The organism is Stenotrophomonas sp. YJH_SMC_91 (genome assembly GCF_059368495.1).
The window spans coordinates 297,779-318,896 of record NZ_JCAFRT010000002.1; the positions used below are offsets into that span (position 1 = coordinate 297,779).

A 21,118-nucleotide genomic window follows, 5' to 3' on the forward strand; every position below is an offset into this window, starting at 1 on the left:
CCTTTCTTCGCGCACGGCCATGCATCCCTTCCCCCTTCCTGTCTCGGCACCCGATCAACTCGCCTACCGACTGCTGCAGGACAGCGACTGGGCCCGTTCCACCGACGCGATCAACGCTCCTCCCGAACTTCGCGCTCTGCTGGCGATGATCCTGGATTCTCCGGAGCCTCTGTGGATCGCATGGGGCCACGACAACAAGGCGTTCTTCTTCAACGATGCCTACCTGCCGATGCTGGGCGGCAAGCTGCACGGCGCCATGGGCAGCCGATTGGAAGACGTCTGGGCGGACGTCTGGGCCGACGTCGTCGATGCTGTCAACGACGCCTTCGGCGGCACAAGCCGCAGTTTCAAGAACATGCCGTTGATGATGGACCGTGATGGCACGTTGCGCGAGACATTCTGGACGTTCTCCTACTCGCCGCTGCGTGCCGGTTGCGGAGGCGTGGCCGGCATCATCTGCATGGTCAGCGAGCAGACCGAGCGGGTGATCGAACGCGACCGGCACACCCGCCAGGTAGCGGCCATCACCGAGCAGGCACGCGAGGCCCATCTTGAACTGGTACGCGCCCGCGAACAGCTGCGGCAGTCGCAGAAGCTGGAGGCCATCGGCCAGCTGACCGGCGGCGTTGCCCACGACTTCAACAATCTGCTGCAGGTCATCACCGGTTCCGTGGACATGCTGCTGCATACCTGGCCGGCCGAAGATGCGCGCCTGCGCTATGTACAGGCGATCGAAACCGCCGCTGACCGCGCCACTCGCCTGACCGCCCAGCTTCTGGCGTTCTCGCGCAGGCAGAGCCTGTCGCCGCAGGTATTCGACCTCTGCGAGAGCGTACGCGCGCTTTCAGACATCATCACCACAGTGCTGGGTGCACGCATCTCCGTGTCGGTGAACCTGCCCGACGCCCCGTTGCCGGTGCTGCTGGACCGGACCCAGCTCGACACCGCACTGATCAACATCGCGGTGAACGCGCGCGACGCCATCGACGGCCACGGCAAGGTGACGATCGATGTGGAACAGCTGGCATCGGTGCCTTCCGTACGGTTCGCGGCGCCGATGAAAGGCAACTTCGCTGCGATCAGCGTCAGCGACACCGGTGCCGGTATCGATCCGTCCGTGGTGGACCGGATCTTCGAGCCATTCTTCACCACCAAGGGAGTGGGCGCGGGCACCGGGCTTGGCCTCAGCCAGGTGTTCGGCTTCGTCAAGCAGTCCGAGGGCGAAGTGGACGTACAGAGCCAGGCCGGTGTCGGTACGCGCTTCACGCTGTATCTGCCGCTGGCGCAGGCAAACGCCTCCATCGAGCTGCCGACCGCGCAACCGGGATTGCTGCATGGTCACGGATTGTGCGTGCTGGTGGTGGAAGACAATGTGGATGTGGCCGAATTTGCAGTCGGTGCGCTGCGCGAGCTTGAGTACAACGTGGTACTCGCGCGCAATGCCGACGAAGCACTGGCGGAGCTCGAGCGCGACGCTGCGCGTTTCCACGTGGTGTTCAGCGACGTGGTCATGCCCGGGACCAATGGGCTGGATCTGGCCCGCACCATCCGCAGCCGCCTGCCCGATCTTCCGATCATTCTCACCAGTGGCTACAGCGAACTGCTGGCCCGCGATCCAGGCCACGGTTTCACGCTGCTGCGCAAGCCCTACTCACTGAAGCAGCTGGCCTTGGTGATGACCGAGGCCAGCTGTCGCTCGCAGACGATGGTGACTGCGCATTAGCCGGCAGATCACCGGGTCGGACCGGTCCAGGAAGCAAGCGCTGAATCGAGGCCGGACATATCCCCTTGCGTGCCACAGGCCCAGGCAACGATGCCATCCGGGCGCACCAGCACCGCCCCCAGGCCCGACGCCGCATCCCCGGTATCTGCGGCGCAGGCGATGGAAGGCTGCCAGCGTCGGCCATGCTGCGGCGGCGAAGAGGCCGGGTCGAAAACAAGCAGCGCCCCCTGCCCCGCTCTCAGCAGTTCGCCCAGGCGGCGGCCATCGACCAACCGGAAGTCCGGCGCGCTCCTGCCGACCAGCGGGTGGTCTCCGTCAAGATCCAGCTGCTGCGAAACACCCCAGATCCGCTCGGCCAGATACGTGGCCCCATCGCGGGTGTCGGCCAGGTCGGCCATGATCGCTGCCAGTGCGCGCGAACCGGCCCCGGGTCGCATCAGCGCAACCTGCGCGCGCGACCAGTCCAGCACCTTGGCGCCCACCGGATGGCGCTCAGCCTGATAGCTGTCCAGCAGCGCCTCATCGGCCTTGCCGCGCGCCACGGCGGCCAGCTTCCAACCGAGGTTCATCGCATCGCCGATGCCGAGGTTCAGTCCCTGGCCGCCCAACGGCGAATGCATGTGCGCGGCATCACCTGCCAACAGCACACGTCCGCTGCGATAGGCCGTCGCCTGGCGCGCAGCATCGGTCCATGTCGTGGCCAGGTGCAATGCAGTGATCGTTGCCTCGCAGCCAGACACCCGCCGCAGCAACGCTTGCGCGGTGTGCCGGTCCAGTGGCGTGCGATGGCCGGCGCCACCATCGAAATCGGCCAGCGCCAGCATGCCTGGCGGGTTGAAATTGCACATCCCGTGATCGGTGAACTGTCGGCCTGGTGTGAGTACACACCCATCTGCCAGTTCGACCAGCAGCGTGTAACCGGTGAACTCCGGCCCGGTTCCAGCGAAGAGGAAGCCCGATTGCTTGCGTACCGTGCTGCGGGCCCCATCACAACCGACCAGCCAGCGGCCGTGGACCCTGCCGGAGCCGGTGTGCACGGCAACCTGCGCCTCGTGCGCATCCACCGCCTGTACCGCACGCCCGCGTTCGATGCGCACGCCCAGCGCAGCCGCACGTTCGGCAAACACCGCTTCCAGGGCCTGCAACTCCACCGCCATCTGGGTGCCCGCCGGTGTCGGCAGGCGCCAGCTCCAGCGCGCCTGGTCCACATCGTCCAGTGCAAATGGAATACCCGCGAAGTGCCCACCCAGCGCACGCGGCTGCGCCAGCCAATGGGCGGTGCCGGGCGGCGGCGCGCCCTTGTCGGGCTTGAGCACCTGCGTCGCGGCGACCGCGTCCAACAGGCCGCGCCGATCCAGTGCCTCCAGCGTGGGGGCGTTGAGGCCGCGCAGCCCCAATGGCAGGCGCTTCAACGGCGAACCGGCGGACCCGGCCTGTTCCAGCACCAGCACCGAACACCCGGCCAGGGCCAGTTCGCAGGACAGGAACAGGCCAACCGGGCCAGCACCGGCAATGACGACGTCGTACAGCATCGAGATTCCTTTTGAGCGCCGGGTCGGCGCTCTGGCGGATCAAATGTTACACTCGGTGTACGTTTTCACAAGTGAACCGCCCATGACCCCGCCTCCTGGCCGCCGCGAACAACGCAAGGCCGTGACCCGACAAACGATTTCGGACGTCGCCACCGAGCTGATCATCCGGCGCGGCTTCGAGGCCGTCTCCATGTCCGAGATCGCCGAAGCCGCGGGCGTCTCACGCAAGACGGTCTTCAACTACTTCGCCAGCAAGGAAGACCTGGTGTTCGACCGGGATGAGGAGGCGCGCACGCTGCTGCGCGAGGGCATGATGGCGCGCAGCGGCCTGACCCCGCTCGCGGCCTTCCAGTCGCTCGTTCGTGAGCTGCTGGAGGCTGGCCATCCGCTGCTGCGCATCAATGCCGGCGCTGTCGCCTTCTGGGGCACCGTGGCGGAGAGCCCGGTACTGGTCGCGCACGCGCGACGGCTGCAGGCGCAGTTGACTGACGATCTGGCGCGATTGATGGCCCACGCTGTCGGCCGGCCCGAACATGACGCCGAAGCGCGACTGGGCGCGGCCATGCTGCTGGCGTCGATGGTGGCGGCCTATGAGAAAGGACTGGCAAGCCAGCTGCAGGGCGAGGACCCGCGTGAGGCCATGCGGCAGCTGATCGTGCGCGGTGCCACCGGGGTACTGGTGGCCTTGGCGGGCACCCCGTATACGGACCCCGGCGCGCGTCCATAGCGCATCCGGGGAATAGGCGTCGAAGTATCGCAAATGCTAATCTTTCTCATTTGCAGACACGTACCCCTCCCCAATGCCCCTGCCCATGCCCCTGCAACGCACCCTGTGCCTGGCTCTTGCCCTGCACGTGGCGACCCTTGCGCATGCAGTTGAGTCCTCCGCTGCCGCACCCAAGGATCTGGACAAGGTCGAAGTCCGCGGACGCGCACAGACACTGTATCGGGTAGACGATGCCGCGGTCGGCACCCGCACCGATACGCCCCTGGAGCTGGTCCCGCAGTCGATCCAGGTCATCCCGCGTGAACTGATCGACGACCAGGCCGCGCGCCAGGTGACCGACCTCTATCGCAGCATCAGCGGCATCAGCTACTTCAGCTATGCCGGGGTGACCCTGCGCGGCTTCCGCCAGGAGAACGTGCTGTATGACGGCCTGCGCGGCGACCCGTACGCAGGATTTTCGGTGCCGCAACTGTTCAACATCGAGCGCGTGGAAGTGCTGAAGGGGCCGGCAGGCGCGCTGTATGGCGGGGGTGATGCGGGCGGTGTCATCAACTACGTGACCCGCAAGCCGAAAGCCAGCGCCGAACGCCGCATCGAGGTCCAGCTCGGCGACAAGGACTTCCGTGCCGGATCGATCGAGGGTACCGGGCCGTTGAATGCCGCCGGCAGCGTACGCTATCGCGCCGGGCTCTATGCCGACAGTGAACAGGGCGTGCGCTGGAATACCGACAGCGAGAGCGTGATCGGCGACGCCTCGCTGGCCTTCGACGTTGGCCAGACCGGCGAGCTGGTGCTGCAGTTCACCGACATCACCCAGAACCTTGGCGGCAACCGCCTGCGTGGCGTGCCGGTCAACGATGCAGGCACGTTCCTGACCGACCGCCGCTGGAACCACAACGAGGCCAGTGATTTCCTCGACATGCGCGCCAAAGTGGCGCTGGCGCAGTACCGTTTCGCGCCGAGCGACACTCTGGACCTGGACTTCGCCGCCCGCTGGTTCAGCAACAACGAACACCAGATGTACCACGAGCCGATGGGCCTGATCGATCGTGACCGCGATGGCGTGGCCGAGTGGATGACCCGCCAGCTGCGCAACCAGATACGCGACAACGAAGCATTCACTGCCAACGGCAATGCCGTCTGGCGGGTGGCCACCGGCACGGTTGAGCACAAGGTGCTGTTCGGCGCCGATGTGTACCAGCTGGATGCGGATTTCACCGCACAGACCGCGAACAGCGCTGACCTTGCGCGTGGCGCCGGGCCGGTGCGCGGCATCGACCTGTTCAATCCCGTGTACGGCGCCAGTACCTGGCACGACTACAACCTGGCGGCCCTGCCTTGGCGCAGCACATCCACCCGCAGCAAGCGCCATGGCGGCTACCTGCAGGACGAACTGGCACTGGGCCCGCGCTGGCATGTGCTGGCCGGGGTGCGCTGGGATGGCTTCAAGGATGAGGATCGCATCACTGGCAACAGTGTGGATGGCAACGATCTCAGCTGGCGGCTGGGCAGCACGTTCACCGTGCGCGAGGGCCTGAACGTCTACGCCAACGTCGCCAGTGGTTTCGTGCCGCAGAGTGCCGCCAACCAGAACCCGGCCGCTGGCGGACCGTTCGATGCCGAGCGCAGCAAGCAGTGGGAAGTGGGCATGAAGTCGCTGCTGGCCGACCGTGTGACCTTGAACATGGCGGCCTACCGGATCGACCGCAGCAACATCGTGCAGGCCACCGGCGAGGTGATCGGTGGCGTGAACCAGTTGGCCGCGCTGGGCCTGGTACGCAGTACCGGCATGGAGCTTGACCTTCTGGCCGACCTCAGCGAGCGCTGGGTGCTGAACCTGACCTACGCCTACAACGATGCGCGGGTGAAGGACGCCGGCCCGAATGGCATCACCAACGCCTCCGGTGACCGATTCGCCAATGCGCCGCGCAACAAGCTGGGATTGTGGACGCGTTATGACCTGCCGGCGATCAACTCCGCCATCGGTTTTGGCGCGGATCACGTCGGCGAGCGCGTCAGCCTGGATGGGCAGACCGTCAAGGCCTACACCGTGTTCGACATGAGCTGGAAGACCACGTGGAGGCAGTGGCAGTTCCAGGCCAACGTCAAGAACCTGTTCGACAAGGTGTACGCGGCCAGTGGCTTCATTGAACGCAACGGGCATTTCCCCGGAGATCCACGGCGGGTGTATGTGCAGGCGGCCTACAGCTTCTGACCGGAAGCATTTGCAGCGCTGAATTCACTGTCGGCAAGCAGGTCGTTGCATGGCACTGGTTCAGGCACGTCCGAAACCGTCGGCACTTCCAGTCACTTGTGCACGATCTCCTCCGCCTGTAGCGTTGCCGTTGCCCAAGGAGGGCTATCAACGGAGTGAAGCATGAAGATTGGATTCAAGCTGTCTGTTGCTATTGCGGCTGCTGCACTGACCCTGGGAATCGGCAGTGCCTCCGCGCAGTCCCGCTGTACCCCTTGCTACACCGCGTATGACGCGTGCCTGGCGGCGGGTAATGGCGAGAAGGTCTGTTACCCGGCGTTTGCTCGTTGCCTGCGGAACAGCGGCTGCACCATCCCGTAAGTCACGCACTGCCGTGATGCGTGCCGGCCCCCATTTCGGGGGCTGGCATTGGCTGGCAGGCGCTGCGCCTTACTACTGAAAAGGTTCCATACGCGACTGGCGGTGTGATTTCATCCCATCCGCATCGCATGGTTCTCGCGCGCCTGCACATCAATTTCCTGCTGGCGTTGCCCGGCAGTCTGCTGGCGATCCAGGTCGATCGCATTCATCTGCTGCAACGACTGCGCAACCGGCGTCTGTACTGCTATATCCGTGGGCATTGAAACGCGCAGGTGGGCGGGGTCGGTCATCTCGCCCTGCACCACGAACACGTTCCGCCCTGCGGGAGCGTCGGCCGTCTGGGCGCTCAGCAGCACGTGATCGGCGCGTTCAAGCTGGTTGCGGCGGGCCAAGGCCATCACGCTCGCCACAAGACGCTCGCTGTTCTCATCGTGGGTACGTCCCGCGCTGGCATCGATCGCGGCCACGCCTTCGCGCACCTGCTGCAGCAATGTGTACTCACGGTGGCCAGGACCAATGTCGGCCAGACGGGTCGGCGCCTGTGAGGGATCCGCCACGTCGTCCACCGCTGCGGTCAGCGGGCTGCGGGTAATGGTCCGATATGGGTCGTCCGGGTGGAACTGGGTTCGCTTCTCCAGGCGCTCCAGACGAACCTCGCGCGCGTCGTTGAGTTCGGCGATACGTGAGGGATCGGTGATCTCGCGCAGCGACATGTGACCGCCGCCCGCACTGATGCTGGCCCATTTCCTGTCCGCCTCGAAGTACATCGCGTAGTAGCTGTTGCCACCGATGACGTTCGGATCGACCGCCGAGCGCCCTTCCAGGGCCTGGGTGGCTTCCAGCACGCTCAACCGGGTGAGGTACTGGCCGCCTTTCGTCCATCCCATCTGGCTGATGGCATCGACGCTGGTGTTGCCTACACGCGGGCCTCCGGCGTAGTCATTGTTGAGCATGTTGGTCCAGATCTGCTCCAGCTTCGCGGGGCCGCTCTTCTGCTCAGCCGCCTGCAGCAACACGCGCGGCGTCCAGCAGTTGGGATCGAGTTCATGCCGTTCAAATGCACGGTCGTGAGCCAGCATTACATCCTTGCCGGGAAGATTCAGTGCCAGGTCTGGGCGGCCCTGCTCCATCCAGTACAGGCGTCGCTCCAGGTCCTGGCGCAGAAGCGTCTGCCCAAACATCTCCCATTGGCGCTCGCTCAGCTGCGCATCGGGAAAGCCGGAGCCCTTGCCCTCCTGATCACGGGCGTAATCCTGCGCGTAGCTGTTTGCAACGCGGCCTGGCAGGCTGTCGTTGCGAACAACACCCAGCGCAAGCGTGCCATAGCCATCCGCATCTGGCAGCTGCGACAGATAGTTCCAGTACAACTCGCGGTTTCCGGCCTTGGCATAGCTGGCCAGAATCTTGAGATTCTCTTGCGTCAATCCACTCATAGCCTGCTCCTGAATGCATTCACTACCGGACGCGGGAGCGCGCGAGAACATCCCGCACCGCATCTTCCATCCGCTTCCAGTCCGCCAGGAAGGCCCGCTTGTAGTTCAGCGAGATGGAAAGCTTGTTCTCCACATCCGAGAAATAGTGGAAGCACCCCGCGGCGGCTTGTCCTTGCTCACTGATGACCTGATCGCCCTGCAGGCGAACGCCATCCCCCCGGAACGCCGTGCTTTCGCATTTGATGAATGTGGCCAGGCCGCCGTTGGGAGCGCGCGCGATGTACCAGTCATCTTCAAAGGCAGGATTGCGCGTGGGCGGTTTTCCATAGCGTGCTTCGTATTCCTTCGAGAAAACCCCCATCCTCGTTTCATCGATGGCGTAAGGCGTCAGACCCATGACGTCGGGCCGCGCAATGCGCAGATCGAGCCGATCCCGAGGATCCCCTCGCTCCACCGATCCTTCCTCGGTGGATGCCTGGTTAGAGGACAATCGCTCCAATGATGTTTCGATTGGCGCGCGATCGATGTAATCGATCGCCACAGCAATCTCCTTCCGGAAATCATTCGTACGCGGATTCGCCCGCGCACCCGGCGCCGTCGGCTTCATGTCCGGCCACTCGATGACCAGCGTCACGCCCTCGCCCGGCCACGGTGCGATCTGGCTGTCCAGGTAGTTGGCTGGAATGCGGAAGGTATTCGGCCCGAGCTTCACGTCCACGGGTGCATCGGTATAGGTGTGGCCGTTGATCGTGCGGCCGGTCGGGGTTGCGCCGGACATGGCGGGATTCCTTTCGTGTTCGTTGGACGGTGGCCGCGCACAGGCGCCGGCACTCACTGCAACGGCAAGTGCAAGCGTCAGACACCGGCTGGGGGACATCACGTGCATGGGCATTCCATTGCAGGGTTCCAGCGCCACTATAGGCAACCGGGCGTCCACGGAACAGGAACCGCATCGCAGCCCTTCATGAAACCAGGCAGCGCGCCACATGCGCTGCCTGCAGTACTGCGGATACTGCTTCGGCACTCCACTCCAGGTCTCAGCCGTTGCTGTCCGTGCCTTTATGGCCGCGATAGGTTTCACCCCACTCGCGCATGGCAAGCAGCACCGGCACCAGCGTGCGACCGAATTCGGAAAGCTCGTACTCCACCTTCGGCGGCACTTCCGGGTACACGTGGCGGATCACCACCCCGTCAGCCTCCAGTTCCCGCAGCTGGCTGGTCAGCATGGACTGGGTGGCGTTGGGCACACGCCGGGTCAGCTCCATGAAACGTCGCTTGCCTGTCATCAGGTGAAACAGAATGATCGGCTTCCACACGCCGCCCATCACCGACAGCGTGACTTCCACCGCGCAACCGCTCTTGCCATCCCAACGCCTGCTACGCATGCATACTCCTGAAAACCATAGTACCTACGGAAATTCATCGTTCTTGTTGCGATGACGGTGCGAGCCTAGCATGGCCCCATTCCTTGAATGTGAGGCCCAGCATGACGTTCAAAGCACTGCTCACCCGCAAGACGAACAACCAGGTTTCGACCGAGCTGGTCGATTTTGATGAAGCCGATCTGATGGACGGCGACGTCCTGGTGGACGTCGAGTACTCCACGCTGAACTACAAGGATGCGCTCGCCCTGACCGGCAAGAGTCCGGTCATCCGGACGTTCCCGCTCATTCCCGGCATCGATCTGGCAGGTGTGGTGCTGGAATCCAGTAGAGCCGACTTCCAGCCAGGCGACCGCGTTGTGCTCAATGGCTGGGATCTGAGCATGGGACATCACGGCGGGCTGGCCCAGCGCGCGCGCGTGCGGGGCGAATGGCTCAACCGGATTCCCGGCAACTTCAGCACCCGCGACGCCATGGCCATCGGTACCGCAGGTTATACCGCCATGCTGTGCGTACTGGCCCTCGAACATGCGGGGCTGACGCCCGAAAAGGGCGATGTACTGGTGACCGGCGCCAACGGTGGCGTCGGTTCGATCGCGGTGGCGATCCTCTCAAAGCTGGGCTATCGCGTGGTGGCCGCCACCGGGCGCCCGGAACACGCCGGGTACCTGCACAGCCTGGGCGCCGCCGAGATCATCGATCGCGCGCAGCTTTCAGAACCGCGCGAGCGGCCGGTGAGCGCCGAACGCTGGGCCGGGGTGGTGGATGTGGCCGGTGGCCCTACCCTCGTCAACGCCATTGCCGAGACAAAATACCGAGGCGCCGTGGCCGCCTGCGGGCTGGCGCAGAGTGATGAGCTCCATGGCTCGGTGCTGCCCTTCATTCTTCGCAACGTGACGCTTGCCGGCGTGGATTCGGTGAATGCGCCGCAGGAGGTTCGCCAGCGCGCCTGGGATCGCCTTGCCACCGACCTGGATCCACAGAAGCTTGAAAGCACAGTGCAGCTGATTGGGCTTGCCGAGGTGCTGGATGTCTATGAGCAGATCATCCCGGGCAAGGTGCGTGGGCGGATTGTCGTGGATGTGAATGCGTGAGCAGATCGTCTGGATCAACTGCATTTGATGCAGTTTCCATGCTGCGGCGAATGGTGAACACGCAGTGAAACGACGCGGGCGGCGGTGGCCTCAAGCCAACGCCGCTCGCATACGCTCGGATTCCCATCGCCGCCTGGACACCTGACATGCCAATGACCGCGTTCGCACTTGCCGCTGCGCTTTCGGGCCTGCCCGACATCACTTGGGAGCGCGAGCGCGCCGAGGATGCGCACCAGCTCATGCTGTGCCAGATCCATCGCGATGCGCTGAAGCAGAACGAGGGCAAGGACGATGCCTATCCGCGTGCCAAAGCGGTCTGCGACCTGCTGGCACGCGAGTACAAGGACAAGTGGGATTTCAACGCGCAGGATGCCCTGGCCGCTTCGGCGGTGGATCTGGACGAGCTGATCCGACGCGGTGATGTGGTGGAAGTACCGCCGACGAAGCAGGAGCGCGCCTACGAGTGATGGCGTGCCCGCGGGCAAGGCCGCACGCATCTTCAAGGGCCCTTATCATGTGGGCCTGGGGGCGCTGTACGCCCCACTGAGGCTTGCGGGGCAGTATCTGGATGTCTATGGAATGGCGCCCTTCGGGCTGGGGCCGACGCTTGACCCGTTCGCCCCATTGGTCGCTGCGGCTTGATGGCGAGTACGTTGAACTCAGTGTCTCCGGCCAGCAGTACCGGCTGCGCGTGGATGATGATCAGCAGGTGCAGGTCCATCGAGGGGTCTGCTGGTCACGGGTCGAACTGCAGACCGGCGATGCTGCCGGGCTGTGCGTGGACGGGCTCCCCAACGGACCAGCGTCCCGGCTTGCGGGGGCCCTGCAGCACCTGCTCTTTGCGCGAACCACGCGTGGACGCAAGGCCCTGTTCGACACGATTCTGAAGCAGATCCAGTCCTGGTTGAGCGACGCGGATGCCCTCATCGATCGTGGCAGTGCCGGCCGCCGCTGGATCACCCATGAGCAACAGCAGGCGCTGCTGGCGAAGCGCTCAGACCTGCCCCTGCAGCCGCCTGAGCTGGAGCAGCTGTTCCGCGATGAAGACGTGCATGAAGATCTGCATGCGGACAGCCATCACGCAGCGCTGGACGCCCTGCGCGACTGGAACCTGGATTGGCCCGCTGCCTGGGCCGAAGCCAATGAGGCCATGACCCTGCGCGAGCTGGTGTTGGCCAGGGACTTCCTGGGCCGGGTCGAGAGCAAGCCGCTGACCGAGGAACAGGCCCGCGCCGTCATCTGCTTCGACAATCGGGTGCAGGTCGTGGCCGCGGCCGGCTCCGGCAAGACCTCCACGATGGTCGCCAAGGCCGCTTATGCCATTGACCGCGGCTTTGTCGAGCCCGAACGCATCGTGATGCTCGCCTTCAACAAGGATGCTGCCAAGGAACTGGAGGAGCGTGCGCAGCGAACCTTCGATCGACTCGGCATGGGCAACACCGTGGTTGAGGCCCGGACCTTCCACGCCCTGGGCCTGGCCATCATCGCCAAGGCCACCGGCCGCAAGCCCGACATCCCCGAATGGGCCATTGACGCCACGCTGGGCTTCAACAAGCTGGCCGAACTGGTGGACGACCTGAAGGATCGCTCGATCCACTTCCGCACCCAGTGGGACATGTTCCGCCTGGTGTTCGGGCGCGACCTGCCGGCATTCGGCGCGGAAATGGAGGCCGATGGCTACGAACGCGATGGCACGCCCTACATCCGCACCCTGCAGGGTGAGCGGGTGAAGAGCCTGGAAGAATGCGTGATCGCCGACTGGCTGTTCTACAACGGCGTGACGTACGACTACGAGCGACGCTACGAGTTCGATACTGCGACGGACACCCACTGCCAGTATCGCCCCAACTTCTATTACCCGTACGCCGGGCTGTATCACGAGCACTTTGCGCTGGATGCCGATGGCCAACCGCCGCCGCACTTCGCCCATTACGCCGATGGCATGCACTGGAAGCGCCAGCAGCATGCGGCACGCGGCACCGCCCTTGTCGAAACCACTTCGTTTGGTCTGCGCAGTGGACATGCCCTGCAGGATCTTGCGGAGAGGCTTGGCGAGTCCGGTGTCGAACTCGACCCCAACCCCGACCGCGAGCTGCCCGAGCAGGGCGCAAAGCCCATGCCGGACGCGGATCTGATCGGGCTGATGCGCACCTTCATTGCCCATGCCAAGAGCAACTGCCTGACGCTGGACGATATGGCGGAGCGCCTGCGACAGATGCCCGAAGACCAGTTCAAGGAACGGCATCGGCGCTTCCTGGAAATCGCCAGCCCTGTTTTCCAGGCCTGGGACAACGCACTGGCTGACGAGCACGGCATCGATTTCGAAGACATGCTCAACATGGCGGCCGACCTGCTCGAACAGGGCCGCTATGAATCGCCCTACGAACTGGTGATGGCCGACGAATTCCAGGATGCCTCGCGCGCCCGCGCCCGGCTCTGCCGAGCATTGGTAAGTAAACCAGGACGCTACCTGTTTGCAGTAGGCGATGACTGGCAGTCGATCAATCGCTTCGCCGGCGCCGACGTTTCGGTGATGACCGGATTCCGCGAATGGATGGGGCATGGCCAGGTGCTGAAACTGGAGCAGACATTCCGCTGCCCGCAGGCGCTCTGCGATGCGTCCAGCCGCTTCATCAGCCGGAATCCAGCGCAGATTGCCAAGGCGGTTCGTTCTGCCTCACCGGCAATGGGGCCAGTGCTGCAAGCGTTCCAGATGAATCGTCGCGAGGAGCTGCAGGATGGCGTTCGCCAGTACCTCGCCAGGCTGCATCAGCAGCTGTTGTCAGGCGCGGTGCCGCAGGGCCGCAATGGGCGCGTGACTGTATTCATCCTGGGGCGGTATCGCGCCGATCGCAGCGCGGTACCACCGGATTGGAAGACTGCCTTCGGCAGCACGATGGACGTGGAGTTCCTCACGGTCCATCGGTCGAAGGGATGCGAGGCGGACTACGTGATTCTGCCGGGCATGATCAACCGCAGCTTCCCGAGCCTGCGCTCGGATGACCCGGTGCTTTCCCTGGCAATGCCGGAGGGTGATACCTACCCGCTGAGCGAAGAGCGGCGGTTGTTCTATGTCGCGCTGACGCGTGCGCGACGCTCGGTGGCCATGTTCACCCTACAGGGGAAGCGTTCGCCGTTCCTGGACGAGCTGGTGAAGGACGGAGCAGTGGAAGTGACCGCGATTTCAGGCGCAGCCATCCACGAAGAGCGCTGTCCGGTGTGCAAGGTCGGCGTGTTCGTGGACCGCAATGGGCCGCATGGGGCCTTCCGGTCGTGCTCGAGTTACCCGTTGTGCCATAACAAGCCGAGGGGTGGGCGGCCTGGGTGAATACACCCTGCTCCATCCACATGCGCCTGACTCAGGGTGCCGGCCCTGAGCCATGGCACCTCCGGAAAAGAAAAAGCCCCTCCTGGGCCGAAGCTTTCGTCTGAATGGAGGCGGAGTTGCGAGGCATCGCAAAGACCCCGCACGTCCTCACGACGTCTTCTTACGGGATCATGCAACCTCCGTACTGCAGATAATGGTGAACACACAGCGAAGCTCCACGAGCGGCGGTGACCTCAAGCCACTGCCCCGCTCATACGCTTCCGCGCGGACACCCGAAATGTCAATGACTGCATTCGCGCGTGCCACAGCGCTTTCAAGCCGGTCCGGCATCACCTGGGAGCGCGATCGCGCCGAGCATGCACACCTGCTCATACTGCGAGGAACCCATTGAGATGCGCTGAAACAGAATGTGGGGAAAGACGATACCTGTCCCCGAGTCAGCGCGGTCGGTGACCTGCTTGCGCGAGGCACAAGAACAAGTGAGAGTTCGAGGCGCAGGTTGGGCTCAATGCATCAGCAGTCGATATGAACGAGCTGATCCAGCCTAGCGCGCCAGTGGAAGTGTCGCCGACGAAACACGATGGCACCTACGAGCAATCACGCGCCATCCTGACGCCGCGATCCTCTCAGGCCGCCGAGAACTGCAGAGTCAAGAGCGCGCTCCATTACCCACACCTCATCGACCTCGAACCTTCCCCGGCGACCCGCTCTCGATCTGCTCGACCAGCTCATTGAAGACGGGCCTCCTCTTCATTATTTCCAGCACCGAATCGCCCACCTCATCCAAGATCATGGGGTCCGCACCACAGGAAAGAAGATAGACAACGGCCTCGAAACCTTCATTAATCACCGCATTCGCCATCGGCGTCAGCCCAATATCTCCGAGCACGTCAATATTCGTCACGAACGGCATCAGCCCCTTCAGCAGCTCCACGTCATTGTTGAACGCCGCTACATGCAGCGGTGTATCGTCATCGATCCCATGGCTTTCAGGGCACGTCAGCTCGCAGCCTTCGAAGGTGTGGTAATCATCGAACCTCGCAAGCAGCCTCTTCAGTTCCGGATCAGTTGCACTCATCGGGGCACTCCCTCCGAAGTCTCTCTTCAAGGATCTTCAGCTCCGCCCAATCTCTGGCATTCACCGCAGCATGGCGCCCTCCAGGGTACTTTGGCGTCATCCATCGCATGTCCCATGAATGCCGCGCCAAGGCAAGCTTCTTCATGTACTCGATTCTATTCCTAAGATTTCTGCATGGATCCTCATCCCGCTTATATCCCTGCTGATTCAACTCTTTGTACTTCCGGTACTCGAGATCCCTTCGTTCCTTATCGGTCAACCACGCCGAATTCATCAGCGCCCCCAACAGCGACGCGTTGCCGCTTGTCGGATCGAGCCACGCACCGAGATCCATGAACTGCGCTGCCGTTGCACTCGATGCCACAACGCCTGCGGTATCCATCTCCGAGCTCCGCCCTGTATCGGCCAGCTGTCCAGCCAAGCGCTGCAGCTCGCGAAGACCCTTTGGGTCAACGCGCTGGACAGGCCGAGCACTTACATAACTGAATGTTGAAATACCCCCAGCGAGCCCAATCGGATCGCTTTGGGAGTAGCGCCCCACTGCTGGGTCATACTCGCGTTGATAGTTGTAGAACAACCCGGTCGCTTCCGTCGCCTGCTGCCCCGGGAAACGAAGTGAAAGGTCGAATGCCACGCCATCTCCATCTGGATCCGTATTCGGCATCTGATTGCCGAATACTTCGCTCTTGCTGCTCCATTCCCATATGGCAGTGTTGCGGACAGGATCGACCACGACGCGCGGCGTTCCGAGGTGATCGGGCTGGATGTAGACCAACTCCGGAGAACCAGCGTCTGCAGAGCTGATCAATGCCACTGGATAGTCTTCAAGCCAGATCGCCTGCTGCGACCGACCTGATTCAAAGTGGTCGCCCAGCCATTGCCCGGCTTCGTCATAGAGGGTGATCTGCTTATCACCGCCGAACGGAACGCGAAGAATGCGCTCCCCTAGGTGATTGTATGCGTAGCCCTCAAGCAAATTCCCGTCCTGCTTCACCGCTGCCATGCGATTGGCGTCGTTGTACACGTATTCCTTGCCTTCCACGCGAACGGTGTTGCCGGAGGCATCATGATCGCGCCCCACACCATCCACAGCCGTCAGGTGATGACTCGTCGCGGGATAGGTGTAGAGCGAGGCGCCACCCGCGGTCTTCAGCGACGTGCGGTTACCAGTGGAATCGTATGCATAGGTTTCGATGGGCGTTGCGGTGAGCCCATCCTGAGTCTGCGTGAGGCGCCCCAAGGCATCATAGGCATAGCGGGCCATCACCTGCGAGCCACTGCCATTCTTCAGCGCCACGATGGAGCCAACGGGATCGTAGCTGTAGCTCTGGGAGAGCCCCCCGGGAGTCGGATCATTCACAGCCTGTGCGCGATAGTCGAGATCCAGAGAACGATCCAGCCGCCGACCATTGCCATACGTCCAGCCGATCGCCGGACCGAAGGCGGCGTAGGCTACGTCCTTCACCACGACCTGCCGGGCCTGACCAAGCCGGGTCAGGCCAATTTGATTCACACGATCAAAGCCATCCCGGACGTAGTCGACAATGCTCCCGTCCGGGTACACCAATGTCGCAAGGTTTCCGGATGGACTGTAGGAGTATCGCACTGTCCGTGTCAGACCATTGATCGTCTGCACCTTCCGGGTGATCTGGCCAAGCCGACCGTAGCAATACAGCGTGCTGCCGCCAGCATGCTGCACCTCGCCGAGCCTCCCCTTTGCAAACCGCTCGTCGGCAGGGCACGACTCTGGCGCCAGGTCATAGCTGTAGCTCACGTCAAGACTGGTATCCGGGTAGGCAATTCCAATCACCCGATCCAGAGCATCGTACCGATACGAAGCAGTAACACCACGGGCATCGGTGAACGTCCGACGGTTACCACCGGAGTCAACCGTGTACAGACTGGCACCGCTGTCTGGACTGACTTGCCCAGTCAGGTCGCCGAAGCCGTTGTAGGAATAGGTTGTAGACAGCCCCTTGGGATCAGTTACCCGGGTCACCTGATCCATGGCGTTGTAGTGCGTACGGACTTCCACATTCAAACCGCCGACATCCTGAAGGGACAGCACAAGGCGATTCAATGGATCGTATTGCTGTCGGTTCTTGCGGCCCAGAGCATCGGTCGTGGAAGCGATGTTACCGTTGGCATCGTAGGAGAAATCAGTGGGATTGGCGCCGGCATCCGCCTCTGTCGCCAATTGCCCGAACTGGTTGTAGATCCGGCTGAGCGCTCGCTTCAGTTCGCCATTTACATCCCGCGTCTCTTCCGCGACGCGATTCCCCGCATTGTCCAGGATGAAGGTGATTGAGTTTCCTTGGCTATCGGAAATCGCCGTCAATCGGTGAGCTACGTCGTAGGAGTAGGAAATAGATGATCCATCTGGCTGTGTCACCTGCCTGACTAGGCCTGTGGGCCAGTAGTCGAGACTGATCGCGCGCGCACCGGCGCCGGATGCGGAATCAAATCTGACAATGGCTGGCCAGCCACGTGGATGGTACGCAATCTCGGTAACGATGCCATTGGGGTCTTTGACAGACGTCGGTCTTCCAGCCCCGTCATAGGCAAGCACCTCGGAGATGTGACCCGCTGCGTTAACGACTTTCCACAGGTCGCCTTTCCTGTAGAGGCATGAGCCGGAGCCCGCAGCGCAGCCCGCATCGCTGCTGGGATAGTAGACATAGGAGGTCGTGTCAGTGACATCCAATCGGGGTCCGTCGACCTGAGTAAGCAGACCAAGCAATGGGCACCGCGCTGCAGCCACATCGTCCGCTTCGCAGTAGGTGCTTGTCGTGGTTCGCGTCTCGCCCGTCGCCGGATCGACCTGCGTGGCAGCCAGCGCTTGCCCGCGTGCGTTATAGGTCCAGGTGGACTTGGATACCAATACGTTCGCCGCATCAAGAATGCGGCGCTCGACCGGCACCCTTAAACTGGAATGCCAGTCGGTCTGCACGGTTCGCCGCAGACCCGTTGCATCGTTGGCAGCTTCGACACGCTGGACTTCGAGCAGGCGCGCGTTGTGACTGAATGTTGTCTCGTTACCGGCAAAGTCCACCGATGACTGCACCATGCCATTCCCATCATAGGTCTTGGCCCTGGCGGTGTTGCTACACCCCAGACACAGCTCATCGAGGGACGCGAGCCGGGCGACACGATGCTTCACATCGAAGCCATAGTGGCGCACCTTCCCCAAGCTGTCGGTGACAGTCGTCGTGCCATCGTCATTGAACGCTAGCAAGGTTCTATCGATGGTACCCGTCGCGTAGTCACCGTGGACACTCAAAACACCACGCCGATAGCCATCGTAACCCCAGCTCGCGTAGCGCTGACCACTTTCATCGGTGATGCCCGTCAACGTGTGGGGCTGGGAAACACCAGTCGTCTGATCCAATTCGTTGTAGTGGTAGCGACGGACGGACTCACCGGCTGGCGCTTCCGGATAGGAAACGCTGACCAGATCCCCATCGGCGTAGCCATATCGGATAGCACGCCCGGTTGGCAACGTAACCGATGCGACCATTCGATCCTTGTACGTGAAGACCAGACTTCGCCCTTCGGGGTCGGTTACCTTCTCCAGCCTCTTGATGCCATCCGCATAAGCATTGGACAGTACCTGTCGATGACCGCCAAGATCGGTGATCGATGTGAGCAGACCATCACGATCATAGGTTTCTACGGTGCCGTCGCCGCGCGAATAGGTGAACGAGCTGAGTGCCCCTCCACTCATGAAAACACTGATCCTACCTGCAACATCTGCATCGCTCAGCCACTCATCGCCAACGCGAGTGAAGCTCTGCCGCGCTCCATTTGAGCGCTGCGCAATGATCCGATACATCACATAGTTGCCATCCGTCACCGGATAAAGGCGTGCTGAGTACGAATGCGTCCAACCCGCCCCCATCGGCAGAGGATCACCTTCAAGCGCCCGACCGCTGTTGTATGTCCTCTCCAGGCTCAGCGGGAAGACGCCCGCACCAACAAAGTCGACTTCATGCTGCCGCTTGTTGCCGGTGGCGCTGTCAATGGGATTGCTTCCGTTGCCTCCCGCAATGAGACAATTGCTGTCGCATTTCGGTGAGCCGTACTCGCCAGTTTCAGGATCCTCGAGACCGGGAAGCGGATACTCGGGTGGGCCGTCTTTCTGAACGCATCGCCCTGCGCGCCTGCTCCACTTCTCCTCGGAAGGACACCCAAACCCCCAAGCTGCCACATGCAATCGTGACTGCCCCACAGGACGCATGAAAGCGTGAGGTCCAGGCGGGTTTCCGATCCAACCGACCCCATATCCAGGTGCGCAATAGTTGTGCCCAGCGTATGCAGGCAGTGTTGCCTGGCATGTAGCCATTGCCTGCTGCATAGACGTGTATGCACGCGCTGCAGGGGACATCGCACAGCCCGCCACAAAGAGAAGCGTAATCATCAGCCGAGCGGCAAGCCAGCTGATACGTGCTTCAGAAAGAAATGTACCCGGACTTCCCCGTCGGATCTTCCTCATGACCTTACCTCTTCCTTGAAATTGCCGATCGAACTTGCCTAGCAACAGCATTTCGCAGCGGGTACGGAGGCTTCGACATGTACATAGGACCATATCGATGCAGCGCTGCCCGTCGCTCCGATCCAACTGTGCTGCTATCCATTGCTAACCATCAGCCGATGCTTCCAGTCGGCAGGCGGGGCAACAAGCTTCTTGAGGAAGCTACACGATGCCCGCATCAATGACATTGCCCATAAGCGTCAACTGAGACAATTGGCAGCGAATCTGGGCATAGCCGAACGAGATCGACCCACCAGTTCGTGCAGCAATATCCGGCACAACCGGAGTCAGACTGATGACACGAGCCCTCAACTGACGGCATTCGCCCACGAGATCCTTCTCGCACTGTCCGGAAAAACAAAAGAGCCCCTGTTTCCAGGGGCTCTTCTGAACCTCTTGGCGGAGAGAGTGGGATTCGAACCCACGGAAGGTTTGACCCTTCGCCGGTTTTCAAGACCGGTGCCTTAAACCGCTCGGCCACCTCTCCAATCTGGTCCCGGTCGCCCGGGCAGCGGCGTATTCTCGCACGTGAAGGCCATTTGCCCAAGACCACCCTTGCCCCCGCCCCTCGCATCCGGCACGGTGAGGGCTCGACTGCATCCGGAGCCGCCATGGCCCACCTCGATCTGGCCAACCTGCGCACCACCCTGCTGGACGATACCCAGCTGGCCGCAGTGGCCCTGCATCGCACCTTCGCCGGACACCTGCCGGTCAACAGCGGGCATCTGGTTGTCTGCGATCCGCTGGTGCAGGCCGAGGCGCCGGCGCTGGCCGACTACACCGCGCCGCTGGGCCGGCATCCGGTCGAAGTCATCGTGCACAGCGGCCGCCCGGCGTTGGCCGTGGTCTGGTTCAAACCCCGCGAAGCCCTCACTGCGTCTGCCCTGCACTGGCAGATGGCGCGCTGGACCACGCAGGACCTGACCGGCCTGGATGAAGACAGCTTCATCGGCTATCCGGTCGACGCTGGCATCGGCTGCTTCATGGACACCGACACCCAGCGGGCGCTGCTGGCCCTGATCGAACAGGCCGATGGCGACGAAGACAACGCGTGGTCGGATGCGCTGATCGACCATGACGGCCTGGATGAAGGCGCCGAGTACCGCCCCTGGGGCGAGGACTCACCGCACGGCCTGGTCGTATTCACCAGCGGCTGGGGCGACGGCGTCTATCCGAGCTACTGGGCGCTGGATACGTCCGGCATTCCGGTCGCTCTGGTCACAGATTTCCTGTGCATCCAAGGCGGTGATGGGCGCGACCAGCGCGAGATCGCCGACCAGGCGTATCGCGACAACCTGCCAGCTGCGGAGGCCGAGGCGCTGGCGCGACTGGTGGCCGCCGTGGAGCGCGATGACGTGGAGGCACTGCGTGCCCTGCTGGAGGATGCGCCGCAGCGCGCCAACCAGATCGAGCCCGGATGCGGTGGCACCGCCGTGTTCGAGGCGATCCGTCTGGATCGCCCAGAGGCGTTGCGGGTACTGCTGCAGGGCGGCGCGCTGCCGGCAATGCCCGAGCGGCTGCACATGAGCAAGGTGACCAGTTACCTGGACTACGCGCGCTTCCTGAAGAAGCCACGCAGCGCGGAGCTGATGGCGGTGCTGGAAGCACCGGTCATTACCGAGCCCAGGCCGGCCGCACCGCCGCGGCGCAGCTTCTGGGACCGGCTGTTCGGCCGGAACTGACCGGGGCCGAAAAGTAGCAACGCCGGGCATGGC

General features: G+C 62.9%; 14 protein-coding genes and 1 tRNA gene. 8 read left to right on the forward strand and 7 right to left on the reverse strand.

The genetic code is table 11. The annotated features are described in order from the left end of the window. Positions 1-19: 19 nt before the first annotated feature. Complete coding sequence (locus AC5P5X_RS05010; RefSeq protein WP_059034740.1) at positions 20-1,723, forward strand: ATP-binding protein; 1,704 nt, start codon at positions 20-22, stop codon at positions 1,721-1,723. A gap of 8 nt (positions 1,724-1,731) precedes the next feature. Here AC5P5X_RS05010 and AC5P5X_RS05015 read toward each other — a convergent pair whose 3' ends face one another. After that, positions 1,732-3,255 carry an FAD-dependent monooxygenase gene (locus AC5P5X_RS05015; RefSeq protein ID WP_111189452.1) on the reverse strand — a complete coding sequence of 508 codons (1,524 nt, stop codon included), beginning with the start codon at positions 3,253-3,255 and terminating at the stop codon, positions 1,732-1,734. An 82-nt stretch (positions 3,256-3,337) separates the two neighbouring features. On the opposite strand from AC5P5X_RS05015, the gene AC5P5X_RS05020 reads away from it, so the two are divergent. The 3 genes from AC5P5X_RS05020 to AC5P5X_RS05030 all read left to right on the forward strand — a co-directional run bounded on the left by AC5P5X_RS05020 (position 3,338) and on the right by AC5P5X_RS05030 (position 6,557). Beyond that, entirely contained in the window at positions 3,338-3,982 is a 645-nt protein-coding gene (locus AC5P5X_RS05020) for a TetR/AcrR family transcriptional regulator (RefSeq protein WP_005413851.1), read from the forward strand. Positions 3,983-4,055: 73 nt separating this feature from the next. After that, positions 4,056-6,197, forward strand: a complete 2,142-nt coding sequence (locus AC5P5X_RS05025; RefSeq protein WP_111189453.1) for a TonB-dependent siderophore receptor — start codon at positions 4,056-4,058, stop codon at positions 6,195-6,197. A 162-nt stretch (positions 6,198-6,359) separates the two neighbouring features. Further along, positions 6,360-6,557, forward strand: a complete 198-nt coding sequence (locus AC5P5X_RS05030; RefSeq protein WP_005410142.1) for a hypothetical protein — start codon at positions 6,360-6,362, stop codon at positions 6,555-6,557. A 110-nt stretch (positions 6,558-6,667) separates the two neighbouring features. On the opposite strand, the gene AC5P5X_RS05035 is transcribed toward AC5P5X_RS05030, so the two are convergent. The 3 genes from AC5P5X_RS05035 to AC5P5X_RS05045 all read right to left on the reverse strand — a co-directional run bounded on the left by AC5P5X_RS05035 (position 6,668) and on the right by AC5P5X_RS05045 (position 9,375). After that, positions 6,668-7,990, reverse strand: coding sequence for a Smlt3024 family type IV secretion system effector (locus AC5P5X_RS05035; protein WP_100438703.1), 1,323 nt, complete (start codon positions 7,988-7,990; stop codon positions 6,668-6,670). Between the two features lie 22 nt (positions 7,991-8,012). Then, on the reverse strand, positions 8,013-8,876 hold the full coding sequence (locus AC5P5X_RS05040) for a Smlt3025 familytype IV secretion system inhibitor (RefSeq protein WP_087803497.1): 864 nt from the start codon (positions 8,874-8,876) through the stop codon (positions 8,013-8,015). 151 nt (positions 8,877-9,027) lie between these two features. Beyond that, positions 9,028-9,375, reverse strand: coding sequence for a winged helix-turn-helix transcriptional regulator (locus AC5P5X_RS05045; RefSeq protein WP_005410145.1), 348 nt, complete (start codon positions 9,373-9,375; stop codon positions 9,028-9,030). Between the two features lie 101 nt (positions 9,376-9,476). Between AC5P5X_RS05045 and acuI the strand changes: the two genes are divergently transcribed. From acuI to AC5P5X_RS05060, 3 genes are all read left to right on the forward strand, one after another. After that, positions 9,477-10,466: an acrylyl-CoA reductase (NADPH) gene (acuI, locus tag AC5P5X_RS05050; protein WP_043034635.1), complete on the forward strand. Its 990-nt coding sequence runs from the start codon at positions 9,477-9,479 to the stop codon at positions 10,464-10,466. A gap of 146 nt (positions 10,467-10,612) precedes the next feature. Further along, positions 10,613-10,933 carry a hypothetical protein gene (locus tag AC5P5X_RS05055; protein WP_043034634.1) on the forward strand — a complete coding sequence of 107 codons (321 nt, stop codon included), beginning with the start codon at positions 10,613-10,615 and terminating at the stop codon, positions 10,931-10,933. A gap of 107 nt (positions 10,934-11,040) precedes the next feature. Next, positions 11,041-13,794, forward strand: a complete 2,754-nt coding sequence (locus tag AC5P5X_RS05060) for a UvrD-helicase domain-containing protein (RefSeq protein WP_043034633.1) — start codon at positions 11,041-11,043, stop codon at positions 13,792-13,794. A gap of 676 nt (positions 13,795-14,470) precedes the next feature. Here the strand turns inward: AC5P5X_RS05060 and AC5P5X_RS05065 are convergent. The 3 genes from AC5P5X_RS05065 to AC5P5X_RS05075 form a co-directional block, all read right to left on the reverse strand. Beyond that, positions 14,471-14,872: an ankyrin repeat domain-containing protein gene (locus tag AC5P5X_RS05065; protein ID WP_043034632.1), complete on the reverse strand. Its 402-nt coding sequence runs from the start codon at positions 14,870-14,872 to the stop codon at positions 14,471-14,473. Beyond that, complete coding sequence (locus tag AC5P5X_RS05070; RefSeq protein ID WP_329762637.1) at positions 14,859-19,364, reverse strand: RHS repeat-associated core domain-containing protein; 4,506 nt, start codon at positions 19,362-19,364, stop codon at positions 14,859-14,861. Before AC5P5X_RS05070 ends, AC5P5X_RS05065 begins: the two co-directional genes overlap by 14 nt. Before the next feature lie 436 nt (positions 19,365-19,800). Beyond that, positions 19,801-19,890 (reverse strand) — tRNA-Ser (locus tag AC5P5X_RS05075). Between the two features lie 124 nt (positions 19,891-20,014). Between AC5P5X_RS05075 and AC5P5X_RS05080 the strand changes: the two genes are divergently transcribed. Then, positions 20,015-21,085 carry a DUF4241 domain-containing protein gene (locus tag AC5P5X_RS05080; RefSeq protein WP_049396719.1) on the forward strand — a complete coding sequence of 357 codons (1,071 nt, stop codon included), beginning with the start codon at positions 20,015-20,017 and terminating at the stop codon, positions 21,083-21,085. The last annotated feature ends 33 nt before the right edge of the window (positions 21,086-21,118 follow it).